Raw genomic sequence first — 21751 nt, forward strand, 5'->3', positions numbered from 1 at the left:
GAGGGCGTCCCGCTCACCCCGGGACCGGGACGGTGACGACTCTCAGTCCTCCTCAAGGCCCCAGCTGTGGATGCGCCTCGGGTGGACCCGGATCACCTCGTCGCTGAAGTGCGGGCCCAACTCGTTTGGTCCCGTGAGGAGTTCGGCCTCACCCCGGATGTCGACGCCGCGCACCTTCCAGGGACGCACGCTCACCACGTCGTCGACGACCAGCGCGACCTTCGGGTTCTTCTCCAGGTTGCGCCACTTCTTGGTGCCGCCGAATAGCTGCGGAAGACACCTCTAGAGTGACAGACTCGCCCCGTGCCACTCGAACCCGCAATCACCGTCGTCCGCAGGGTCATCCGCTGCTTCGTCTACGCCAGGATCAGCGAGGACCGTGAAGGCGCACACCTCGCCACCGAGCGACAGGTCGCCGACTGCCGCGCCATCGCCGGCCAACTCTCCACTCCGCAGGCCGAGTACCAGATCGTCCGGGTCTTCGAGGACAACGACCTCTCCGCCTACTCGGGCAAGCGCCGCCCCGACTATCAGGCGATGCTCGCAGCCCTCCGCGACGAAGAAGCGGACTGCGTCATCGCCTGGCACACCGACCGGCTCCACCGCTCGCCCGTAGAGCTGGAGGAGTACATCGACATCTGCGGCCCCAAGGGCATCGACACTCGCACAGTGAAGGCCGGCCAGCTCGACCTGTCCACCGCCACCGGCCGGATGATCGCCCGGCAGCTCGGCGTCCAGGCGCGCTACGAGGTCGAGCGGATGATCGAGCGGGCCAGGCGTGCGCGCGATCAGAAGGTCGAGCACGGTGAATACACGGGCGGCCCGCGGCCCTTCGGATATGAGGCCGACGGCGTCACCCCCCGCACCCTGCTATGCCCGGACTGCGGTCGAACCGGCCCGGACGGATTCACCGTTCGCCGCCAGTGCGACGGCTGCGGCGCGGTCGACCAGTTCACCCGGAACCTCTCATGCCGGGGATGCGAAGCCAAGGACACGCTGACGGTGACCCACGTATGCGCGAACTGCGGCATCGAGGCCAGGTTCGAGAAAGGGTCGGAGGCCGCGACGCTGCGCGACGCCGCGGACGCCATCCTTGCCGGAACGTCCCTGAACTCCCTGGCCCACGAGATGGCAAATGCGGGCCTGGTCACCAGCCACGGCAAGCAGCAGCGTGCACCCAACCTGCGGGCCGTTCTGTTGCGGCCACGGAACGCGGGGCTGATGAAGCACCGCGGGGACGTCGTGGGCCGGGCGGACTGGATGCCGCTCCTGGATGAGGCGACGTGGCGGAGCATGGCGGCAGTCCTTGAAGACCCGTCCCGCAAGCCGTCGGCCGCGAACGTCCGCAGGCATCTCGGGTCGAACATCTATCTGTGCGGGGTGTGCGGTGCGACGTTGAAGGCGTCGTCGAAGCCGAATCGGCGCGGCGGCGGTACGCGCCCGGTGTACCGGTGCCGGGTTAAGGACTGCGTGACCCGGGATCTCCCCGACCTGGACTCCTACGTGATCATGCAGCTGATGGACCGCCTGACCCGGCCGGACGCTCATGACCTGTTGAGCCCGCGCGAGGACCCGGTCGACGTGCGCGCCTTGCAGGGGGAGATGCGGGCTGCACGCCGACGGGTCGACGAGCTGGCCGCCTCGTTCGGTGCAGGCGAGATGGACCGGCAGGAGTGGCGGGCCGCGTCCGGGCCGGCGCGGGCCCGGCTTCAGGCCGCGGAGGACAAGATGAAGGCGGCGGTGAAGCGGAACCCGGCGGCCGAGCTGGTCAGCGCCGAAGATCCTGTGGCGTTGTGGAACAGTCCGGGCTTCGACCTGTCACGGAAGCGGGCGAACATCGACTACCTGATGTCGGTGACGGTGCATCCGGCGAGGCGGGGGCGGTTGCCGGGGGGCGGCTACTTTGACGAGTCGACCGTGGAGATCGATTGGAAGTAGGGGTGCGCCCCTCGGTCCGGGGGTCCGGAACCGAGGGGCGCGGCGACCGATCGCCGCTGCCTGGGGGGCGATGCGACGACCGGCCGGCTTGTGGGGGCGTGGTGCTGTTGCCCGCCTTGTTCAACGGAACGCACAGGCCAGAGGTGGTTCACACGATCGAGTGAACATGCGTTCGATTTCTGGACGCTACCCGTAGCCCTGCGGCATATGCCAGAAGGCCGCAAGGCTGAGCGTTCCACGGGTCGAGCAAAAGCGACAGTTTAGGTACTGACACAAGATCGCTGCACTCAGAGCGTTTACCGAGTGCCAGCCCGCCGCAATACCCGACCCGACTGGGTCCGTGCCAGACAGATCACCCTCGGCCACCGGATCGGGGACCTCAGACGTGCCGCCGAACTCACCCAGGATCAGCTAGCCGACCGCATGGGGGTCGAGCGGAGGACCATTCAGCGGTATGAGAATGCGGTCACCGACCCACGGTATGCAGATCTGCTCCTGCTGGCCCACGCCCTGCGCGTACACGTCACCGACCTCCTCAACGGGTAGCCGTCATCCCCAGCGGCGCCCGGCTTGAATCCGAGTCAATAACAGAACCAGCGTTAACGGAAGAGTGCCGGGTGCATATATCTGCGTGGCCCCTGTGAGCCCCGTGTGAACATCTGACCCGGCGTGCATCTGTGGCCCGAGCCGACCAACCGGTTTCACACCCCACGCTCCGGTGACCCGCCGCAGAACAGGGGAGCACTGCGACGGGCCACCACGGCCGGCCCGAACGGGGCGTCGGGGCGGCCGGCACATCCCGCCACCGGCGTCGGGGTAGGCACCGGTGGCGGGGGCTCAGAGCTTCGTGCCGATCGCGATGGTGTTGTTGCCCGCCATCTCCGTCATCGCACGCAGCAGGATCCCGAGACGCCGGTCGCCGACCTCCATCAGCCAGCCCAGATTCACATGATGCGGGCCCGCCACCGACAGAATCACGTCGAGGAAAATGCGCTGCTCCTCGTCCAGGCCGAGACCGAACCGCTCCTTGGCGACTCGGTCCCAGGCGCAGCCCACCGGCGTGCCCTGATCGTTCGTCACGATCAGGGCCCGGCGTACGTTCTCGCGGGCGAGGAGGGTCTCCTCCTCGATGAGGGCGCGTAGGGCGGCCTTGTCCCGTGGCTGCGTCGACTGCTTGAAGAGCAGCGCCTTGAGCGCCAGGATGACGGTGTCCTCCTGCTCCTCCTGGTCGAGGAGCGGTGTCGTCTCGGTCATCGGGATGCCTCCATGGGGAGCGGGTTGCCGACCGGGCCGAGCGCGGCGGCAAGAATGGCAGGGTCAGTGAGGCGACCAGAACCGTCGGGCCGGTGCAGCCAGAAACGGCCGCACGCCTGCCGCCCCGTTGGCGGGCAGTGCAGTGGCGTACCCGCGGGCTGCACCAGGACGTGGCGGACGTGGGTCAGCGTCCCGTCGGAACCGGTCGGCAGCAGCCACCAGGCCCGCTCGAGCAACGGGTCGACGAGGACCGGGCCGCGGCGCTCCTGGCGGATGCGGCTCAGGGCCTCCATGCCGTCGGTGAGCATCGACTCGGCGACGAGCCAGTGGGGGCCGCTCCTCAGTGGAGCGAGGGCCCCCAGTGCCCATGCCTGGCGTGCGAGGTCCGGGCGCGCCGAGCAGTCGGCGAGCCATGCGTCCCCAGCCTTGACGTGCTCCGCAGCCCCGGTGATCTGTCTCACATCAGTGACCGTAGGTGCGGCCCCAAGGCGTCGCCGACCGGAATCCGGTCGGTGCCCTCAAGCAGCCAGGATGCCGATCTCCGCCGCCAGCTCAGCCGCACGCCGCCGACGAGGAGCCTGCGTCGACTCCGTCTCCTCGAGGAGAATGGCACGCGCATACCCGTTGTACTTGATCGTCTCCGGTGCCGCCTTGTACGCCTTCGCGAGGGTCGCGATCGCCACATCCGGCTGCCCGTCCAGATGGAACGCCCGAGCCTCCTCAATCCGATGACGGGCCCGCCGCGGCTTCGACTTGATGACCGACTCATCCGCTCGAGCAACCTGCCGCACAGACTCCCCGCCCTGGTGCAGCTCAACGGCGACGGTCACCGCGTGCGCACCGATGATGGCCCGGGAGAACGACGTCACGGGATGGTAGTAGTCGGCAGGCAGCCGCTCCGCCATGGTCCGCGCCTTGTCCCAATGCCCCCACGCCGTGCCCGTCTCCCGTCGGCGGGCCGCCGTGTAGCCCAACTCGAACCGGAGCGCCCCCGCGATGGCCAGCAGATCATCATCCGCATCGGGCAGCAGCGGCTCGAGGAAGCGGACCGCCTCCAAGTTGACGGCGTCCGCCGCGTCGAAATGGTGACGGCCGGAATCACGATGCGCTTGGGCGAGGAGCCAGGCTGCGACGCCGATCGTGTGCGGGTCGCCCGAATCCTGGGCGGCCACCATGCCCCGCTCTGCGACACGCCACAGGAGACTCGAGTCGGGCTGGTAGGCGACGAAGAACTGTGACAACGAGTACGTCTGGGCGAGCAGGCCTTGGCCGTGACGTCGGTCGTTCGCGGTGTCGGCGTGCCGTACCAGGGCGGTCGCATCGCGGATGAGGTCGGGCAGCAGCTTCCCGATCACCTCGCGGTGATTGCCTGCCTCATGCCGGGCCTTCCACGCGGCATGCAGACGCGCTTCGAGGTGGGCGACGGGCGGCGGCTCAACACTCGAAGTGAGCGGAAAGCTGTCGATGGCGGCCTTGACCGCGGCCAGGCGCGGGTGCCCGGGGCCGATGAAGAGGTCGACGTGCATGTCGGGGTGGCCTGTCAGATCGGCGAGGTCACGGACGCGGAGAGCTTCGGCGATCCGCATCACCATCTCGAGGCCGGGCGCCTTCTGCTGCCCGTTCTCGATCTTCCGGAGGGTGTGTGGGGAGATGCCCACCAGGTCGGCCAACTGGACCTGGCTCATGCCGCGGCGTTCGCGGAGGACTTGCATTCTCTGGCCGAACTTCAATGGGTCAGCGTACGGGTCCGGGGTAGCATCAGCAGGCACGGTCTCGCCCCTATCTCTGAACAGCTTCGACACTGTCAGGGTATGGGGCGGGACCTTCCTTATGTGAGGCCTCCGAGTGGCCGGCCATGAGTTTCCGGCCTGTTCGCTCGATATCCTGGCTGCATGCCTCCCGACGACCTCGCCCCTGGTTCCGCGCGGTCTGCTGCCGCCATCAACGACCAGATCCGCGCGCTGTGGCTGCGGGCAGGCGGGCAGCTGACGGACGGGCAACGCCGGGAGTATGAGGCGCTGCTCGGGGAGTGGGCGGAGGCAGTGCGGACGGGGGTCGCGGAAGCGGCGTGAACGCGCCGAAGCCCCACCGCCACGAAGGCGATGGGGCTTCAGCTTCCTACGGGCGGGGCGGCAGGGTCCGCGTTCAGGCCGTACTGCGGCAGCCTCGCCGGGTTCCGCCCCGTAGGGCCGCCCCGGCATCCCATCCCTGGACGCCCCTGCTGTGTGGGTGGGAGTCCAGCGGCGCGAGCGCCTGCATAGAGTGTACGGCGGTGCCCCGGCTGCTTACCTCAGCCGGGGCACCGTTCCGTGCTCTCGTCACCGAGCAACCGGCATCTGGCAGGTACGGCATCCCACCGACCGGCCCGCAAAGAACAGCGGGGCGTACAGGTGGGGCCGCCACCGCGCCTCGTCGACCGGCACCTCGTCCGGACGCACCGTGAGGGACACCCGGCCGTCATCGGACACGCACTGCACGACAACGACCTGGAACTCCTGCATGTTGGAGCGCACGGCCAGGTCGTGGCCGATGTGGTGGACCAGGGCCTCGTGGTAGTCGCCCGGCGTGGTCGGGTTGGGGCGAATGACGGTGGAGAGCATGGGATTCCTCCTTGGTGAACGGTGGACGGACCTCAGCGGCTCTGACCCTCGGCGATCAGGCGATCGATGAGGGTGCGGGCAAGCTCGGCGTTCCCGTCGTAGTAGACGGTGAGCGCGTGCTCGATGACCGGGCGGACGCTGCGGCCGGTGTCCGAGCTCGCCGAGGCGTCACGATGGTCGGTGGCGCGGAGGACTCCGGTCAGGGCGGCCTCGCGGGAGACGGGGGTCTCGGTCATCACCACTCCTGCGCGAGGAAGCCGTTGCTGTCGATGACCCAGCGGCCCATCTTCTGGCCGGAGCCCTGACAGATGGGGCCGTGCGGGTCCTGAGGGAGGGAGCCGCTGGAACCGATGCGGCCCGCGTCCTTGGCGACACGGTGCTTGCGCATGGTGCCGTCCGTGCGGGTCTTCGCTGCGAAGCCGCAGTACACGCAGGTGCTGTAGCCGTCATCCAGATCGACCTTGGCGCCCTCGGCGTCGTTCGACTGTCGGGCAGGCTGCTCGGCGACGGCCTTGCTCACGCAGCGGTAGGGCCAGTCGGCCCGACGTAGACGAGCACCCCTACCGAGGAGGCTGGAGTCGCAGTCGACGGTCACGGTCTTGGCGGTGACCTTGGTGACCCTTCCGGTGCGCCACACCTGGTCACCGCCATCGAACCCGTTGTTGGCGGTGACGAACTGGAGTCGGTCGCCCTCGTGCACGTTACTGAAGTCGACGGGCTCGAACGTCTCGGGCTTGTTCTCGGTCATGACGCTCACTACTTCTCCCTGCTTGTCACAAGTTTCTGTACCTACAGAATGCGCGCACACTCCACCCCTTGTCAAGCCGTCTTCCAAGATGGATGCTAGTTTCTGTACCTACAGATGAGGGGGTGACCGCATGGCCCGGCCGAAGACCGGAGAGACACCTATCCGGAACGTCCGCGTACCCGACGGTGTCTGGGACGCCGTCAAGACCAAAGCGGCAGCAGAAGGCAGGACCATCACTGACGTCGTCGTCACTGCGCTCCACCGGTACGCCTCAACGCCCGCCAAGGCAGGAGAGCCGCCCGCCGCCACCTGACCCCGCGCACAGTAAAGCGGCCTCGCCCTCCCGGAGGAAGGCGAGGCCAAGAGACGCCAGCGGCGGAGGAATCCGCCGAATCCCCCAGCCCTGGGGAGACGTACGGGACGTGGCGCCCTACCGTGGTCGTGCTGACGCTGCACCCGGTCGGTCCGCCAGCAACCCGGGGTGGTGCCCGGACGTGCGAAAGGACCCCTCCCGCCCGAAGGCGGGAGGGGCCGAACTACTACTGAGCTACTGATTCGTCCCAGACTGGTAGATCACTTCACGGGCGCGCGGCTACTGAAAACCCTTGTCACTCTGTGGGTAGCCGCGAGGCGATCACGGCCCGCACCTCCCGTCGCCACTCCCGCTTCTCCCGGGACCGCTGGGTCTTCCCATCCACACCCGAGTCCGGGCAGTCCACGCCCGGGCTTCGACGGCACACCGGGCAGAAGGAGGGGTGGACGCGGGCGAGCATGCGGGGCACGGCTACTCCTCAGGCTCCGGCAGCGGGGGCGGTTCGAGGAACAAGCCCGACCACTGCGGGGAGGGCTGCTCGGGGAGACGGCCCATCAGTTCGAGGCTGGCGGCGTCGGCGGCGGTGTCGTCGCGGCGGGGCTCGCGCGGGGCAGGTTCAGGCATAACGACCCCTAGGCGTACTGCAAGCGGCGAGGATCCAACCCCGCAGCAACCTTCGACGACGGGGACTCCGACGGATCCGGGGCACCATCACGACGACACACCCGCGCATCCGGATCGTACGACGGGGTCTGCCACGAGTAGCCGTCCTCGCACGACTGGCCAGCCGGACCAGTCGCTCCGGCGTCGCCCTTCTCGCCGCGCTCACCCTGCGGGCCCGGCACCGTGGAAACCGGACCAGGGACACCCTGTGGACCCTGGGGTCCCGGCACCGTCGAGTTAGCACCAGGCACACCAGCCGCACCCGGGCTACCAGGCGCACCCGAAGCGCCGACCGCGCCAGGGCTGCCCGCCTTACCAGTGGCGCCCGGCGGACCAGACGGGCCGACCGCCCCCGTCGGACCCGTCGCCCCTAGCGCACCCGGAGGCCCCGTCACCGAAACACCCGGCACACCCGGACTCCCCGACGGACCCGCCACCGGCGTGCCACCCAACCGCTCCACCTGCCGGGCCAGCGCATCCCGATCCTCCACCGCCGACCGCAGATCGCGCGTCACACCCTGCACCCACAACGCCAGCACCGCCAACCCCGCCAGCGCAGCCAGCAGCCCGAGAGCGAACAGCAGGTCCTTGCGGCGCCGCTGCTGCCGCCAGCTCGCATGCGCCGCCGTCACGTCCCCGCCCCCTGGCTCGTCAGATACAGCGTGAGGAGCAGCATCAACACCGGGGCGATCAGCGCGGAGAAGAGCAGCCGACGGTCAGCCGCACGCCGGTCGGCCGCCTTCTGCTCCGCCTCCTGCCTCTCCCGTGCCTCCTGTGCCCGCGCCGTCTCGATCGCCTTGATCCGCTCGTTCGACAGGCGCTCGCGCTCCAACTGGGCATCCTTCTCGAACTGGAACCGCTCGATGGACACCTTGCCGTCGAGCCGCCCGGCGACGTCGCGGAAGTCCTCCTTGAGGCTCTGGTGCACGGCCTCAAGGCGGCGTACGACCTCGCCGAGTGTCGGCTCGTCCGGCATGTAGTGCTCCTTGCTCAGACGCCCTTGGCAGTGGACGCGCTGTTCGTCGCACCCCGCCAGCGCGCGGCGAGGCCCTTCACCAGAGAGATGACGGCCGCAACACCGCCCGTCCCGGCGGCCTGCCAGAACGAGGCGTGGAACATGTCGGCCGGGCCGGACGCGACGACGACGGCGGTGGTGCCGCCGAGGAACGTCCAGATGATCCGCTCGGCGAGGTCTCTGCCGTAGGTGGCCGCCGTCTTCACGACGGTGTCGACGGCGGGGAGGTTGAGGTCAGACATGATCAGTGCTCCTTCGTGAGTGCTTCACCGAGTTCGGCGAGAGCCGCATCAGCCCCGGCCTTCGCCGCCGCCTCCACCTGCGCGGCCGTGATCCCGCCCGCGCTGCCCACCACAGCGGAGAGCGCGGTCACCGCGCCCTGCAACGCGCCGATCTGCGCGGTGGTCGCGGCGTACTTGGCGTCGCCGTAGCGCAGGAACGTCCCTGCCGTCCGCGCCGGGTTCGTGCCCTCGGCTGCGGTCGGCGAGTCGAGCAGGTACGCCCAGTTCTCTTTCGCCGACGCCTTGGCGATCTTGCTGATTTCCGCATCGGTCAGCGGCACGTCGTCCTCCTCGTTCGGGATGGTGGTGAACAAGCTGGGCATCGGGCCCGGGTCGACATGCGAGTTGCCGGGGACCTGGTTGTGGCCGTAATGGCCACCGCTACCCATCCAGGTGTCAATGGAGACGGTGTCGCGGGCGAACGCCACAGGCGCACCACCCGGCCACCCATCGGCGATACCGAGAGACCGAAGCCAAGCCACAATGCCGGACAGACCCTTGCAAGGGGTGTCCCGCACGGTGGCGTACGTCCTACCGCCGACCGTCTCGCCCGCAGTGAAGACGGTCTCGATCTGGATGCAGTACTTCCCCGTCCGGTTCGTGCGCACCGAGCCGGCGTTCTGCAAGCTGAGACTTCGGGAGTCCGCGGGGAAGAACTGTGCGATCTCTCCGGTGAACGGGTCCCACAGCAGGTGCGGCGCCACATCGGCGCCGCCCCCGGTGAACCAGCCCAGTTCGTTGGTGAACGTCCAGTCGTGCTCGTTGCTGGTGATGTGCCAGACGGCGCGGGCGGGACCGCCGTCCATGGCGCCGGTGTTGCCGAGGGAGTGCCGGGCCGCGCCGGGCATCCACAGTTCGGGCATCAGCTACTCCTCGGTTCTGTCGAGGGCTCCGAGAGGGCTCCACGAGGCATGAGAAAGGCCCGCACGCCAGGCACGGGCCGAGGGGACTGCGGCAGGGTCAGGTGAAGACAGGCGGGTCGGTTTCGAGATGGGTCTCGAAGAACACGGACGTCGTCGAAGACTTGTTGACCTGCACGTTGGTCGTCGTACCTGCGGGCCAGGGGAAGTCCTGAAGGGCCTTGACGAAAGCCAGGGCAAGCGCGTCGGTGATGCCGAGCTGCGCAGGAAGATCAATCGCCGCGAACAGCTGGGCGCCATGGCCTGCGACGTCGAGCTGAACCTGATAGTCGGTGCTGCTCTGGCTGGTGCTCACAACGCTCCTCGTGTCGGTGCGGTCAGCTGCTGATCCAGCAGACCATCAGGGCGGGCCCGAAACCGAGGCTCGCCGCCGTCGACAGACTCCCGCCGGACGTCTGCCACATGGCGATCTCGATGTAGTCGCCGACCGAGCACGCCACTTCGGTGACGACGCACCCGTTCCAGCTGTTGCTGGCAATCCCCTGCTGCTGAATGGATCCGGCACGGACCGCCGTGCCATTGATGTTGATGCCCAACTTGCGGTTGCCGGTTGCGTTGGCCGCGAACCCGCCGAGTGCGACGACACGGTAGGTTCCGGCGACCTGGATCGTGTACCGGCTGGTGTTCGTCGACGTGGAGTGCCCGTTGTCCGAGTCGTAGTCCTCGGTGTCCAACGTGATCGCGACATCGGTGGTGCCGGTGGCGATGGACTGGGAGGAGGACGCCCATCCCTTGAAGCGGGGCACGCCGTTCGTGCCGGAGCCCATCAGAAAGTCCATGGTCGCCTTGACCTGGGCGCTCCATAGGGCTCCGGTCAGATAGTTGCCGGGCGCTTCACTGGCAGAGGCGGGCACCGTACGGGGCATGTGCTGACTCTCCGTTCAGTAGGCGAAGGTAATGGAGTCGAACTTGGCGACCGTGTCCCACGTCGTCGGGTCGGTGGTCCCGGCAGGCAGCGCCTCGTTCACCAGGTCGCCCGCCGTGTGCGCCTTCGTGGTTGCCGCCGTGAGCGTGATGACCGCCGTCGTCCAGCCGGGCGACGTCGCACCCACCGCCGATACCGTGACGGTCTCCTGGTTGGCGGTGTTCTGGCCGAGAACGATCTGCTGCCCGGCCGCCAACTGCGTGGCGAGCGGATTCGTGTTGTCCTGCGACGCGTTCACCGTGACCGTTGTGACACCCGACCCCGGCGACGTGGCGAGCGTCGTGTGCCAGGCGGCGAAAATGCCGTACGGCGTCAAGTCCGCTGGCGAGCACTGCAAGGTGCACCAGGCCTCGCCCGTGTCGTCAACGTCCCACTGGATGTTCTCGACGAAGCACTCGACGGTGATCGCTGGAACGTTCGGCGGCCGGCGCATCACCCGCACCCGCGTGCCGAGCTCCAGATTCAGGCAGACCGGCCACAGGGCCGGATTCGCGCTGGGGTGGAGCTTCAGGGAGGAGACGCGCTGTGCGGGCTGCCGGTAGCGAGACAGGAGATAGCTGGCCGCGTCCTGGCATTCGCCCGCGTCGGAGGCGTTGATGCTGCGGGACATGGTGCGCGGGAAGTAGTCCGCGAGGCTGGTCGCGTCCGTCGCGTAGAAGTTCTGGCCCGTTCCCTCCTGGGTGACCGTGACCTGGTTCGACAGGTGTGTCGAGTCGAAGTCGAGGGTGCAGTCCTCGTACGGGTACTCGCCCGCGTTCTCCCCGAACGTGTACATCGGGGTCAGGGAGTTGTAGCGGGCCGAGCGGGCCTTGAAGGTGATGACCCCGGCCCGGTCGACGTAGTGGGCGCCGTTCTCCGTATCCACCACACTCTGAAGCGCCGACATGGCGTCCTGGCCGTCGATCGCGGCCGGGCCCATCGAGGTGGTGAGGCCTGTACCAATGGAGGTGAACCCCGAGTATCCGGCGTACCGGAGGATCCGCGAGTAGCGGGCGTTCGACGACTCGCCCGTGCATGCCGACTTCCACGCCGTGTAGATGTTGAACATGGCCGTGGTCGACAACTGGCTGGGGAACTCGGCGACGAAGCTGATGTCCCCCTTGAAGTTGTAGGTGGTTCCGTTGCCTACCGTCGGGTCGACGTAGGCGGCGACGTTGTCGCTGATCAGTCCGCTTGGTTCGAGGGTCGGATCGAAACTGCTGTAGGCCGCCGTCGCGCCGTCGATGTTGACGCGCAGAAGAGCGCCAGACCGACTGTAGGCGGCAAACGCCAGATGCCAGTTCCCGTCGAGAGCGGTCGTGCCCTGCTCGAAGAGGACACCCGGGCCGCCGGTCGCAGGCCCTCGCAGCACCAGCCCGATCTTCCCGTCGGAGGCGATCCGCCAGTACATCATCGAACCGCTCGGGTTGCCTCCGGAGCGCTGTCGGTCGAACCCCGACCAGACCACCGCTGCCGATGCGGGAGTGGGCCCCGTGTACTTGAAGGCGATCATCCGCGTCCAGGCGCTCATGTCCGCAGGCCCCAGGATGCCCGCCGAGCCGAGCTTGATGAACGTGGCACCGCCCGAGGTGAGGTTGGTTCCCGGGTTGGAGTTGTTGACCGTGGAGACGGTTCCCGAGCTGCCCGTGTACGCGCCGGTGGGGTCCGTGGACGTGATCGAGTTACCGAAGACGATCGACCCGGCACCGTACTTGCTGATCCCGAGCTGGGCTGCCGGGTTGTTGCCCGTCCAGTCGGTGACCGCCACCGAGCCGCTCGGATCGTCCAGCTTGTACACGAACCGCGGGCTGTTGCTGTTGATCTCCTGGGTGAGCGGATCCGACAACTGCTGCTGCGACAGCAGGGAGAACGTGTCCACCGCCGTCGGCTGCACCGTGCCGTACGTGCCCTGCATGTCCCACTGCGGCGACCAGCGCTCCGTCCAGCCCGCGTACATGGGAAACCAGACGCCGGGTGCCTGCCACGTCGTGGCCGTCGAACCCTTCTCCAACTGCACGCCGTCGACCTGCACATTGCACGTCGCGGCAGCCGTCGCGGCCGTCGACACCCCGACGTTCATGCCCGTCACGTTCGCCGGAGCCGTCGCGGTGACCGTGACCGTCGTCCACGCGGCCGTCGTCGAACCCGTGAGGACGCTCGTCGCCCCGTACGTGAACGAGGTGACGCCAGCGCCCGGCGTCGTGTACCAGCCGATATGCGCCGCCACCGACAGGGACGTCGCCGCAGTGACGTTACGGACCCGCAGCTGGATCGTGTACGCCTGTCCGGGGATCGGCGACCAGCGCGGCGTGTGGAAGATCCTCGTCGGGGACGCGGTGGCGTTCGGCACCGCGAACTGCATGACCGTTGCGCCCTGCCAGGCAGTCGCCGACGCGGTGAACGCGCCGCCGGAAGTGTCCGTGCTGGAGAAGATGTCCGACGTCGACGCAGAGATCGTCCCCGAGAACCCGCCGAGGTCACCGCCGGTCGCCATCACCTGGTCGAGCAAGTTCCGGGTGGCCGGCCACTGGGCGCGCTTACGGACCGGCTGATAGGGCTGAATGTTCCCGTACCACGGGCCCGACGCGTTCAGCGGATCCAGGGCCGCATCCGTGTTCGCCAGCGTCAGGCCGGCCTCGCCGGAACGCACTTGGTCGAGCTCGTACTGCCGGCCGCGGCTGATCGACCCGCCGTCCCGCGTCCGATCGGTGACCTCCACATACCGGTCCAAGGGCTGTGTACCGCCGTTGGCGTTCCAGTAGGCGCCCCAGCCGTCCTCGATGAGCGGCCAGTTCAAGTTCGGCTGGCCGGGTGCGGAGTTCGTGGTGCCCACGTGGTCGACGAAGGCGGCCATGCCTGCGGCTTCGGTGCCGTAGTAGCCGCAGATCCAGATGACGGATACTGCGGCAGCGGACCAGGAGTGGGCGATCGTGGCGCGCGTCGTCCATGTCCAGCCGTCCGGGGCGGTCTCGAACAGGACGTTCCCGGAGGCCTCGCGGATCCGCCACCAGGCATGGTTGTAGCCGTCGTAGGCGCCGATGGTGACGTCGGTGGCGACGCCCGCGTTGAGGACGGTCGCGGAGAGGATGTTCCCGCCATCCGCGTAGAGGCTGGCCCGGTTGTTCGCGTCGAGGGCCACCCGCATGATCGTCTGGGTGGTGCCTGCGCCGATCGGGGCCGGGCTGACGCGCGCATAGATCGAGCTGGAGGTGAACTCCCACGGGCCGTTCGAGCCGAACGCCGGATAGCCGGAAGTGCAGTTGATCTGCACCCGGTCCAGGGCCGTGTCGAGGGAGACGTTCGGGAGGCCGGAGGAGTTGTTCCACACGGTCGCGTTGAGGGCCGCGCCGCTGAACATGTCGGCGAGCGTGGCCAATTTCGGGTTCGCCACCGGGCACCCCTTCCTTCTTGGCGCCCGGCGGCGCCCCGTACGAGCAGGTCAGCGCTTGTACTGCTGGTAGGTGAGCGGATTGCGCATGCCGCGCCGCAGGAACGATGCCTCGACCTCTTTCGACAGCTTGTCGACGGTGGCGACGCTGCCCTCCACGTTGAACGTGAAGTGGTAGTGGTTCACCGACCCGCCACCACCCCCGCCGCCCGCGAGAGCCAGCCCCGAGCCGCCGAAGCCCGTACCCGCCACCGAGCTCGCGAGCCGGTTCATAGCCCGCGTCGCATGATGCGCACCACCCTCCACGCCGGCGGCGAGACCGCGGGGAATCCACTGCCCGATCCCGGCGAACACGGTCGACGGGCTCTTGATGCCCAGTGCCCGCTTGATGGCCTTCTGCATGGCCTTCGCGATCCGCAGCATCTGCTTCTCGATCGCCTTCTCCTGCGACTGGAGACCCTTCACGAGGCCCTGGGCGGCCCTGATTCCCGACCCGTACATGGAGTCGGCGACCGCTTTGCCCGCGCTCGTCGCCGCCGCCTTCGTCGCCTTGTTCGCCGCGTTGATCTGCTGGATCTGGGACTTCGAAGCGGACCCCAACGCGGCGGCCGTCGCCCCGCCCTGGTCCACCCCAGCAGCGGCGATCTGTGCGATCAGGTCCGACGACAGGCCCTTCTTCTTCAACGCCTGCAACTGCGCGGCGAACTGCATGGCCTTCGCCATCTGGTCGCGCATCTTGTTGACGACGTCCTGCGCGGTCAGCGCGAACCCCTCTTGCGGGGCGTCGGTCACGATGGAGAAGCCCTGCATGACGCCGTCGGCCACGGACTTGACCTGGTCCGACCAGGCCTTCTGGAGGGAGGCGAGCCGCGACTGCGCCGACTTCAGCTTCGACGCGACGGAGTCCCGCTTCGCCGCGAGCGACCGCAGGAGCCTGTCTTCCTTGCCGACATACGCCTCCAGTCGCTTGATCGTCGCCTCGTGGGACTTCACCCACTTGTTGGAGACGCCCTTCGTGCCTTTCAGGTCGGCGACCTTGTTGTACGCCTGAATCAGCAGGCTCTCGATGCGGCGGGTCGCCGCCTTCACTCGCGCCATCGAACTGGTCAGGCCGTCGATGAGGCCCTCGTTGACGTAGATGCCGAGCTGCCGGAACACCTTCGACGGTGAGGCGATCCCGAGAGTTTTCGACGCCTGGTCAATCATGCCTTTCGCGACGCCGTGCACCGCAGCACGCGCCTGTGCGGAACTTTCCGTTACGCCTTGCGCGATGCCCGTCGAAATGTGGGTTCCGACTTCCGCCGCAAACAGCTTGGACGGAGAATTGATGCCCAGGAATGATTTCGCGGACTTCAGTGCGCCATTGGCCAAACTCTTCAGCGAGTCGAACAGGGCGCCGCCGGCGTTCTTCACGCCATTGACGATGCCCATCACGATGTCCTTGCCGACCCACAAGAACTTCGAGCCCCAGTCCTTCGCCGCATTCCAGGCCGCAGTTAGCTTGCTCCCGATCACCGACTTGACCAGCCCCATCGTGGAGCTGATGACGCTCCAGGCCGCCTTCACCGGCCCGGTCATAGCGGACTTGATCGACCCCCACAGAGACGAGGCGACGCCCCGGATCGCGCCCCACGCCGAGCGCAGCCAGCCCGAAATGGTGTGCCAGATCGATTGCAGGAAGTGCCATAGTCCGACCATGGGCGCCACGATCACGGCCTTGATTACAGCCCAGGCGACAGATGCGACAGCCTTAATCGCGTTCCAGGTGCCGCGCAGAAATGCAAGGATCCCGTTCCATACTGCCTGCGCAACAGCCGTGATCTGTGTGTGAAAGTGGTTCCAGATCGAGATCAGTACGGCGATTGGGAACGCGAAGACCACAATCAGCAGCGGCCACCACTTCTTGAAGAACCCGGCAATCGCGTTCCAGACGGTGCTGGTGGCGCTTGAGATGCGGTTCCAGATGCCCACGAGGGCATGCCATAGCCAGGTAACGCCAGCGACGATGCCGTTCCACACCGCGCCCAGCGCATGCCACACGGCGAGCGCGGCGGTCTTCACCCCGGCGAAAGCGGCCTGCACGATGGCGCGGAAGCGCTCCGAATGCTTGTACGCGTAGATCAGTGCGGCGACCAGGGCGACGACCGCAATGACGATCAGAATGATCGGGTTTGCCGACATCACCGCGTTCACCATCGCCTGGCCGGCCGCCCAGATCTTCGAGGCGACAGCAGCAACCCTTTCGGACAACGCGAAGGCCTTCACTGCTTTCGCGGCGGCGATGAGGCCCTTCGTTATGTCACTGACACCCTTCACTGCGCCGACTACAGCCCCTGCGGCGAACGAGATCACGGCAGCCGTCAGGACGCCAGCGATCACGGCGGCGAGCGCGATGGCCGCCGCCTTGTGCTTCTCGAAGTAGGTGACGACCTTGAGGATGACCGGGATGAGTTTCGCGCCCACGGTGATCGCTGCGGTAGTGACGGCTTCCTTCAGGCGCCCCATCTGGACATTGAAGGACTTCTGCGTGAGCGCCCAGCCCTCGACGTCCTTGCTTGCATGGTTGAAGGATTTGGATACCTTGTCGACGCGGTCCTTGAAGCCTTCGGTGTTCTCCCCGGTCAGCTGGAGTGTCGTGTTCAACCCGATGGCGCCGCCGGTCATCTTCTTGATGGCCTCGGTGTACGTCTGGGCGGCCGGCCCGCCCCTCTTCAGCTCGGCCGAGAACCCGTTCGATTTGTTGATCAGGGTCGCGTACTGAGTGAGCAGGTTCCGCTGGCTGTTGGGAATCCCCTTCAGCGCCTTCGTCCAGTCGGACTTGCTCATCGAGCTGTAGGACTTGGCCAGCCCCTGGACGCTCTGCGGCATCGACTTGATCATCACGTCGGCGTCGTGCGCGGCCTGCTTCGTCTTGTTGAACGACGACAGCAGGAGCGTCCCGGACGAGCCCATCTTGCTGAGGACGGTCTCCGACAGCAGGTCGAGGGTACCGGTCAGGCCGCGCTTGCCGAGCTTCGTGGACACGTCGACGGAGGACAGACCGAGGCGCTGCATCTCCTGCACCGCCACATTGTTCGGGGCGGCCAGGTTCCGGATCGTCGACGCCAGCTCCTGCGTGGCCTCTCGGGCGGAGGTGCCGTGCTGGGACAGGGTGGCGATCGCGCCACCCACCTCGCCGAAGGAGACCTTGTTCGCGGAGGCGATGGGGATGACCGTGGCCAGCGATGCGGAGAACTCCTGCATCGTCATCTTGCCTTCGCCCGCAGCGGTCTTGAGGGCGTTCATGACGCGGACGCTGTCCGTCGCCTTGAGGTGGTACGACGCCATCACCGAGGTCATGGCGTTGGTGACGTCCTTGAGGTCCGCGCCCTCCTCGCGGGCGCCCTGTGCGGCTGCGCGCAGGACCTTCAGGCCGTCCCCGGCCCGATATCCGGCTTTCTCTACCTGGTACATGCCCTCGGCGAGCTGGCCGGTGGAAGTGCCGGTTTCCCGGGCCAGGGCCATGACGCCGTTCGAGACCATCTTCAGGTTCTTCGACGACTCCCCGCAGGCGGTGACTAGCAGGTTCATCTGCTGCTGGAAGTCGCCTGCCGCCTTCACGCCGTACGCCACGAACCCGATGCCGACCAGGGTGGTGGCGGCCCCGAGCTTGCGGAGCATGGCCGTCGCCCCGCCCATACGGGACGTGAGCGCCTCGCCCTCCTCGGACGCTCGCCGCATCCCGGCCGCGAACGGGGCGGTCTCGGCACGGAGCCGGACGAAGAGATCGGCGATTTCCGCCACGCCTGCCACCGCCTCTCGAACTCAGGGGTGGACGAACGGTGTTGAGCGGGTCAGATGCGCGGCCAGCCGGGCCGGAACACGGCCTGGTACAGCTGGGGGGCGACGACGCGCGCGCCGAAGTCGAAGGCGGGCTTCAGGAACGGGTACGTGGCCCCGTTCTTCAGCCCCTCCTTCTCCAGGTAGTAGCCGTACTTGTTCGCCGGCGTGCGCCCGTGCGGCGGGGTGAACCCGACGGCGGTTCCGACTTTCGTCTCCCAGCCGCCGCCGACGTAGATGACCGGGCTGTGGGTGATGGAGCGGCGCAGCGTGCCGGAGACGACCGCCGGCCCGGCGCCCGGTCTCGCAGGGGTCGGGGTGCCCCGCCTGTGCGCGCCGACCGATGTGTTGATCTTCGCCTGGCGTTCGACGGCCAGCGCGAGCTGAGTGATCACGCGGTGGGCCTTCATCTGGCCGGCGTGCTGGATCTCGGCGAAGAGCCGGGTGAACACGCCCGGCCGGAGTTCACCCATCACTCACCCCCGGGATTCGCGTTCCGCCTTGCGCCGGTCCCGCTCCATCTGGCGTTCCTCGTTCTCGTTGACCATGCTGAGGAAGTCGACGCAGTACCGGCGCACGTACATGGGGGTCCGCTGGAGCTCATCCCACGACCAGCGCATCTGGCGCATCAGGGCGAAGTCGAGCCACTCCGCCGGCTGCGGCCCGCTCCCGCCCCAGGTGCCTTCGATGATGGACTCGACGGGCAGGAGGACGTCCTCGTAGTACGGGGAGCCCGGGCCTAGTGAGGGTCCGCGACGCGGCCGATCTCCTCACCGATGCGGTTGATGATGGCCAGCGGCAGTTTCGCCACGTTCTCTGGGGTGATCTTCCCGAGGCGGGTCTGTTCCCCTCCTCCGAGGGAGGCGAGGACGTCGGCGGGGTCCGCGTCCGGGTCGATGTCGAGGGTGTCGCCTGGGGTGAAGGCCTCGTACACCTTCCAGGAGACGATCAGCTTGGCCATGACCTTGTACATGGACTCGTTGGCGGCCTGCGGGTCGACGGGCTGGCCGTTCGCGTCGAGGGCCACGTCCTCCGGCGTCATTTCGGCCGGGGGCAGCAGTTGGGGGTTCTTCATCAGCACGCTGACGTCGTCGCCGAGGTCGGGGAACGGTACGAGGATGTAGGGGGTGGTGTAGCCGGACATGGTTCTCCTTGCGGGGTGAGGGCGTTGAGGGCGTGAGGCCCCGGCCGTACCGCGACGCCCTCACGCGCGGGCACGGCCGGGGAGATCGTCAGTACGCGCTGGCGGTGAAATTCTTCAGCACTACCTGCACGGAGCCGGAGTCGGTGGCGTTGTAGATGCCGTTGATGTCGAAGTCGGCGGTCACGTAGGTGCCGCTAATGTCGGGCTTGCCCTTGCTCCAGCCGCCCTGTGTCGTGGTGATCGTCAGCGACGAGCCGTTCGCGTCGACCCCGGCCCCGACCGGGGCGACGAGCGCCATGGTCGTCGGGTTGCCCTGGAGGGCCTGGAGGTACAGGTTGTAGTCGGTGTCGTTCTCGTAGATCGCCTTGTACGAGATGTCTGCGTCGAGGACACCGGAGAACACCTCGCGGGGCTGCTGCACCCCGTTGGAGGCGTGGATGGCCTCGACCGGGCGCTTCAGCGTCAGGTCGTACGACAGACCGCGCGTCGAGGTGGCGCCCGCGTTCGTCATGGCGAACTGCCAGCCCAGCATCGGCGCGGGCTGCGAGAACGCCGGGGTGAACGGGCCCGCCTGGACGCTGGGGATCCAGCCGGTGTACTTGGCGCCGACCGTGACGATGCCCTTCGGGTCGACCTTCAGCGACACGTCGGAGAGCATGCAGCCCATGTATCCCCACGCCTCGAAGACGTTCGACTGGGTCAGCGAGTAGGTGGGCTTCGCGACGGTCGACGACTGTTTGAAGGTGTGCGTCGTCTGGGAGAGCACGGCCACTGCGGAGTTGTGCGCGTACGTCAGGCCCGTCGTCGGGGTGGCGATGGGGATCGTGTACGGGCCGGAGCCGGTGGGGGTGCCAGTGGTGGCATATTCGATCTTCGCGCCGGTGTCGATCATGATGGTGGAGCCGACCGGAATGGTCGCCGCCGTACTGATCGACGTGGCACCTGCGGTGGTGGATGCGGACAGGGTCGTCGACACGCCGGCCGACACGGTGTCTGGGCCGATGATCCGCAGCGCGTAGCCGAGCGCGTCGGGGTAGCCGTTGAACTCCAGGTCCACCGAGGAGTCCCCAGCGCCTTGGTAGAGGCCTTGCAGGTTGGAGTCGTTGTTGCGGTACGACTCGTCGCGCAGCTGGTCGTAGTTGATTTCGAAGTCGATTTTCGTGCAGGCCAGGTAGTAGGAGGGCGTCACCCAGGTGCCCTGCACGGTCTCCTTGGCGAGCCCGACGTATCCGAGCCGTCCGAGCAAGGTCACTGCGGCTCACCTCCATCACTGGTCTCGGTGTCCGCCGTGGCGGCGCGCTTCCTGCTGGGCTTCGGTGTGGGCTCGGCGGCCTGCTTCTCGGGCTCGTCGTCGAGGGCGGTCCAGCCGTCGAGGAGCGCCGGGTGTTCTGCGGTCTCGCCGGGGAGCACCGTGTAGGCCGGGCCGCTCTCGGTCTCGGCGAAGGTGTACGGGTAGGGGGTGGTGTTGCGTTGCCGGACGGGCGGCGGGGTGTCGGGCTCCTGGCTCACGGTGGGCTCCTGAGGCGGGCAGGGAATGTGAAGAAGGCCCCCGCCGCGCGAGAGCCTGAAGGGTGAGGGTGCAGTCGGGTCAGGAGGTGTAGTCCTGGTCGTCCGCCTGATAGGTGATCAGCGCCGTGAGTTCGGCCTTGGCCTGGATGGAGGCCTCCGGGTCGCCGAATTGGACGTCGATGTCGTTGGGGTTCTCGGCGACGGACAGGAAGCGGGCGCCGTGCGTTTTGTCCATGAACAGGCCGGAGATGCGCTGTACGACGAGGTCGACGGCCGTGTCGAAGTCCTGCTGCACGGACTCGGCCTGTCCGGTCGGAGAGGACTGCGGCCAGTACAGGCGCAGCATGAACGTGTGGTGGTTGATCTTCCGGTTGAAGCCGAACCTCTCCACGCGCAACTGCGACCGCGTCACATACAGGCGGGCCTGGCGTTGCGCCCCGGTGCGGGGCACGTACGCCTGCACCACGTCGAACGGGCCGCCGTACGCCTTGAGGAGCCCCGGCAGCCCGTCGCCTGCGTCGTACCCGGCCAGCCACGCTGTCTCGCGTGCGACGGCGTCCGCTGAACTCACCAGGACACCTCCGATCAGGTGGGCTGGTAGCGGCAGAGGATCTTTTCGGCCTGCTCACTGAGGGCGCCGGGATCGTGCCCGAACTGGGTGCCGCCCGGGTCGATTTCACCGAGCGCCAGCACAGCAGCCTGGAGCTTGGCCGCCCGCACCAGGTCCGCGGGGACGGTGGTGTAGCCGCCGTCGTACGTGACCCGGATCAGGGAGCCGAGCGGGAGGAACGTGCCGAGCGTGAACCAGATGTGACCGGAGTCCGGCTCGGCGCCGATGATGCTCGTCGGCCCCAGCGCCTGCGACCCGCCGTACGAACGCACCAGCGTGACCTGCACGTTGGAGTACGTCCACATTTCCGGGTAGCGGGCCGCGAACTCGTTCAGCCAGCAGTGCCGCACCTGATCCCCGGAGCCCAGCGCGTTCGCGTACGACGTGCCGAGCGTGCTCACGACGTCCATGGGGAGCGTCGTTGCATCTGTGTACTCGTCCGGGTCGATGCCCGTCGCCCGGTGGGTTTCCGGGACGCCTGTGAACGGGGCGAGCCGTCGTCCGGCGATTCCCTCACACATGCGGGTGGCTTCGATCATCATCTGGTCGAGGTCGGGGGCGCTGTAGTCGCGCACCAGGTCCGCGAACTGCCCGTCCAGCATGTCCGCGCTGGTGGCGAGCGGGACGGGTGAGTCCGCGGCCATG

General features: G+C 67.7%; 25 protein-coding genes and 1 pseudogene. 4 read left to right on the top strand and 22 right to left on the bottom strand.

All coding sequences use genetic code 11. The annotated features are described in order from the left end of the window. Window positions 1–42: 42 nt before the first annotated feature. Window positions 43–261, bottom strand: a pseudogene (locus STRTUCAR8_RS17485) (pyridoxamine 5'-phosphate oxidase family protein); the annotation flags it as partial. Window positions 262–303: 42 nt separating this feature from the next. On the opposite strand from STRTUCAR8_RS17485, the gene STRTUCAR8_RS17490 reads away from it, so the two are divergent. After that, on the top strand, window positions 304–1938 hold the full coding sequence (locus STRTUCAR8_RS17490; RefSeq protein WP_006377179.1) for a recombinase family protein: 1635 nt from the start codon (window positions 304–306) through the stop codon (window positions 1936–1938). Window positions 1939–2241: 303 nt separating this feature from the next. Beyond that, window positions 2242–2484 carry a helix-turn-helix transcriptional regulator gene (locus STRTUCAR8_RS17495; RefSeq protein WP_006377236.1) on the top strand — a complete coding sequence of 81 codons (243 nt, stop codon included), beginning with the start codon at window positions 2242–2244 and terminating at the stop codon, window positions 2482–2484. Between the two features lie 291 nt (window positions 2485–2775). Here the strand turns inward: STRTUCAR8_RS17495 and STRTUCAR8_RS17500 are convergent, their stop codons facing one another. From STRTUCAR8_RS17500 to STRTUCAR8_RS17510, 3 genes are read right to left on the bottom strand one after another with little or no spacing between them, the layout of a single operon-like run. Then, window positions 2776–3192, bottom strand: coding sequence for a hypothetical protein (locus STRTUCAR8_RS17500; RefSeq protein ID WP_006377211.1), 417 nt, complete (start codon window positions 3190–3192; stop codon window positions 2776–2778). Beyond that, a complete protein-coding gene (locus STRTUCAR8_RS17505; protein WP_241784691.1) occupies window positions 3189–3653 on the bottom strand; it encodes a hypothetical protein in 465 nt (154 codons plus the stop codon). The genes STRTUCAR8_RS17500 and STRTUCAR8_RS17505 overlap by 4 nt, the downstream gene beginning before the upstream one ends. A gap of 57 nt (window positions 3654–3710) precedes the next feature. Then, window positions 3711–4904, bottom strand: a complete 1194-nt coding sequence (locus tag STRTUCAR8_RS17510; RefSeq protein WP_044472375.1) for a helix-turn-helix transcriptional regulator — start codon at window positions 4902–4904, stop codon at window positions 3711–3713. A 180-nt stretch (window positions 4905–5084) separates the two neighbouring features. Here STRTUCAR8_RS17510 and STRTUCAR8_RS17515 point away from each other — a divergent pair, with 180 nt between their 5' ends. Next, a complete protein-coding gene (locus STRTUCAR8_RS17515; RefSeq protein ID WP_044472376.1) occupies window positions 5085–5264 on the top strand; it encodes a hypothetical protein in 180 nt (59 codons plus the stop codon). A 246-nt stretch (window positions 5265–5510) separates the two neighbouring features. Here the strand turns inward: STRTUCAR8_RS17515 and STRTUCAR8_RS17520 are convergent, their stop codons facing one another. Genes STRTUCAR8_RS17520 through STRTUCAR8_RS17530 form a run of 3 tightly spaced genes read right to left on the bottom strand, consistent with a single transcriptional unit; the run spans window position 5511 to window position 6540 of the window. Then, on the bottom strand, window positions 5511–5792 hold the full coding sequence (locus STRTUCAR8_RS17520; RefSeq protein ID WP_006377158.1) for a hypothetical protein: 282 nt from the start codon (window positions 5790–5792) through the stop codon (window positions 5511–5513). Window positions 5793–5824: 32 nt separating this feature from the next. Beyond that, the gene (locus STRTUCAR8_RS17525) at window positions 5825–6028 is read right to left on the bottom strand and encodes a hypothetical protein (RefSeq protein ID WP_006377215.1); all 204 of its coding nucleotides are present in this window, start codon (window positions 6026–6028) and stop codon (window positions 5825–5827) included. Continuing rightward, window positions 6028–6540 carry a hypothetical protein gene (locus STRTUCAR8_RS17530; RefSeq protein WP_158697410.1) on the bottom strand — a complete coding sequence of 171 codons (513 nt, stop codon included), beginning with the start codon at window positions 6538–6540 and terminating at the stop codon, window positions 6028–6030. Before STRTUCAR8_RS17530 ends, STRTUCAR8_RS17525 begins: the two co-directional genes overlap by 1 nt. A gap of 130 nt (window positions 6541–6670) precedes the next feature. Here STRTUCAR8_RS17530 and STRTUCAR8_RS17535 point away from each other — a divergent pair, with 130 nt between their 5' ends. Continuing rightward, window positions 6671–6853, top strand: coding sequence for a hypothetical protein (locus tag STRTUCAR8_RS17535; protein WP_006377227.1), 183 nt, complete (start codon window positions 6671–6673; stop codon window positions 6851–6853). Between the two features lie 471 nt (window positions 6854–7324). Here the strand turns inward: STRTUCAR8_RS17535 and STRTUCAR8_RS52535 are convergent, their stop codons facing one another. The 15 genes from STRTUCAR8_RS52535 to STRTUCAR8_RS17605 form a co-directional block, all read right to left on the bottom strand. After that, window positions 7325–7477 (bottom strand): hypothetical protein, encoded by a 153-nt coding sequence (locus STRTUCAR8_RS52535; protein WP_006377154.1) that lies wholly within the window; start codon window positions 7475–7477, stop codon window positions 7325–7327. Window positions 7478–8144: 667 nt separating this feature from the next. Beyond that, on the bottom strand, window positions 8145–8492 hold the full coding sequence (locus STRTUCAR8_RS17545; RefSeq protein WP_006377229.1) for a hypothetical protein: 348 nt from the start codon (window positions 8490–8492) through the stop codon (window positions 8145–8147). A 14-nt stretch (window positions 8493–8506) separates the two neighbouring features. After that, on the bottom strand, window positions 8507–8773 hold the full coding sequence (locus STRTUCAR8_RS17550; RefSeq protein ID WP_006377153.1) for a hypothetical protein: 267 nt from the start codon (window positions 8771–8773) through the stop codon (window positions 8507–8509). Window positions 8774–8775: 2 nt separating this feature from the next. Beyond that, a complete protein-coding gene (locus tag STRTUCAR8_RS48290; protein ID WP_006377245.1) occupies window positions 8776–9675 on the bottom strand; it encodes a hypothetical protein in 900 nt (299 codons plus the stop codon). Between the two features lie 97 nt (window positions 9676–9772). Continuing rightward, window positions 9773–10027: a hypothetical protein gene (locus STRTUCAR8_RS17560; protein ID WP_006377234.1), complete on the bottom strand. Its 255-nt coding sequence runs from the start codon at window positions 10025–10027 to the stop codon at window positions 9773–9775. A 22-nt stretch (window positions 10028–10049) separates the two neighbouring features. After that, window positions 10050–10598 carry a hypothetical protein gene (locus STRTUCAR8_RS17565; protein WP_006377240.1) on the bottom strand — a complete coding sequence of 183 codons (549 nt, stop codon included), beginning with the start codon at window positions 10596–10598 and terminating at the stop codon, window positions 10050–10052. 15 nt (window positions 10599–10613) lie between these two features. After that, window positions 10614–14027 (bottom strand): hypothetical protein, encoded by a 3414-nt coding sequence (locus STRTUCAR8_RS17570; RefSeq protein ID WP_006377230.1) that lies wholly within the window; start codon window positions 14025–14027, stop codon window positions 10614–10616. Between the two features lie 48 nt (window positions 14028–14075). After that, window positions 14076–17807, bottom strand: coding sequence for a phage tail tape measure protein (locus STRTUCAR8_RS17575; protein ID WP_006377213.1), 3732 nt, complete (start codon window positions 17805–17807; stop codon window positions 14076–14078). Between the two features lie 50 nt (window positions 17808–17857). Next, the gene (locus STRTUCAR8_RS17580) at window positions 17858–18316 is read right to left on the bottom strand and encodes a hypothetical protein (RefSeq protein ID WP_006377218.1); all 459 of its coding nucleotides are present in this window, start codon (window positions 18314–18316) and stop codon (window positions 17858–17860) included. A 3-nt stretch (window positions 18317–18319) separates the two neighbouring features. Then, window positions 18320–18472 (bottom strand): hypothetical protein, encoded by a 153-nt coding sequence (locus STRTUCAR8_RS52540; protein ID WP_158697411.1) that lies wholly within the window; start codon window positions 18470–18472, stop codon window positions 18320–18322. Between the two features lie 110 nt (window positions 18473–18582). Continuing rightward, a complete protein-coding gene (locus STRTUCAR8_RS17585) occupies window positions 18583–18987 on the bottom strand; it encodes a hypothetical protein (RefSeq protein ID WP_006377148.1) in 405 nt (134 codons plus the stop codon). Window positions 18988–19075: 88 nt separating this feature from the next. Then, window positions 19076–20239 carry a phage tail tube protein gene (locus STRTUCAR8_RS17590; protein WP_006377239.1) on the bottom strand — a complete coding sequence of 388 codons (1164 nt, stop codon included), beginning with the start codon at window positions 20237–20239 and terminating at the stop codon, window positions 19076–19078. Continuing rightward, the gene (locus STRTUCAR8_RS17595) at window positions 20236–20496 is read right to left on the bottom strand and encodes a hypothetical protein (protein ID WP_006377235.1); all 261 of its coding nucleotides are present in this window, start codon (window positions 20494–20496) and stop codon (window positions 20236–20238) included. Before STRTUCAR8_RS17595 ends, STRTUCAR8_RS17590 begins: the two co-directional genes overlap by 4 nt. Window positions 20497–20575: 79 nt before the next feature. After that, on the bottom strand, window positions 20576–21067 hold the full coding sequence (locus tag STRTUCAR8_RS17600) for a hypothetical protein (protein WP_006377209.1): 492 nt from the start codon (window positions 21065–21067) through the stop codon (window positions 20576–20578). Window positions 21068–21081: 14 nt separating this feature from the next. Then, window positions 21082–21750 carry a hypothetical protein gene (locus STRTUCAR8_RS17605; protein ID WP_006377219.1) on the bottom strand — a complete coding sequence of 223 codons (669 nt, stop codon included), beginning with the start codon at window positions 21748–21750 and terminating at the stop codon, window positions 21082–21084. Window position 21751 lies beyond the last annotated feature (1 nt).

It is taken from the genome of Streptomyces turgidiscabies Car8 (genome assembly GCF_000331005.1).
Classification (GTDB): domain Bacteria; phylum Actinomycetota; class Actinomycetes; order Streptomycetales; family Streptomycetaceae; genus Streptomyces; species Streptomyces turgidiscabies.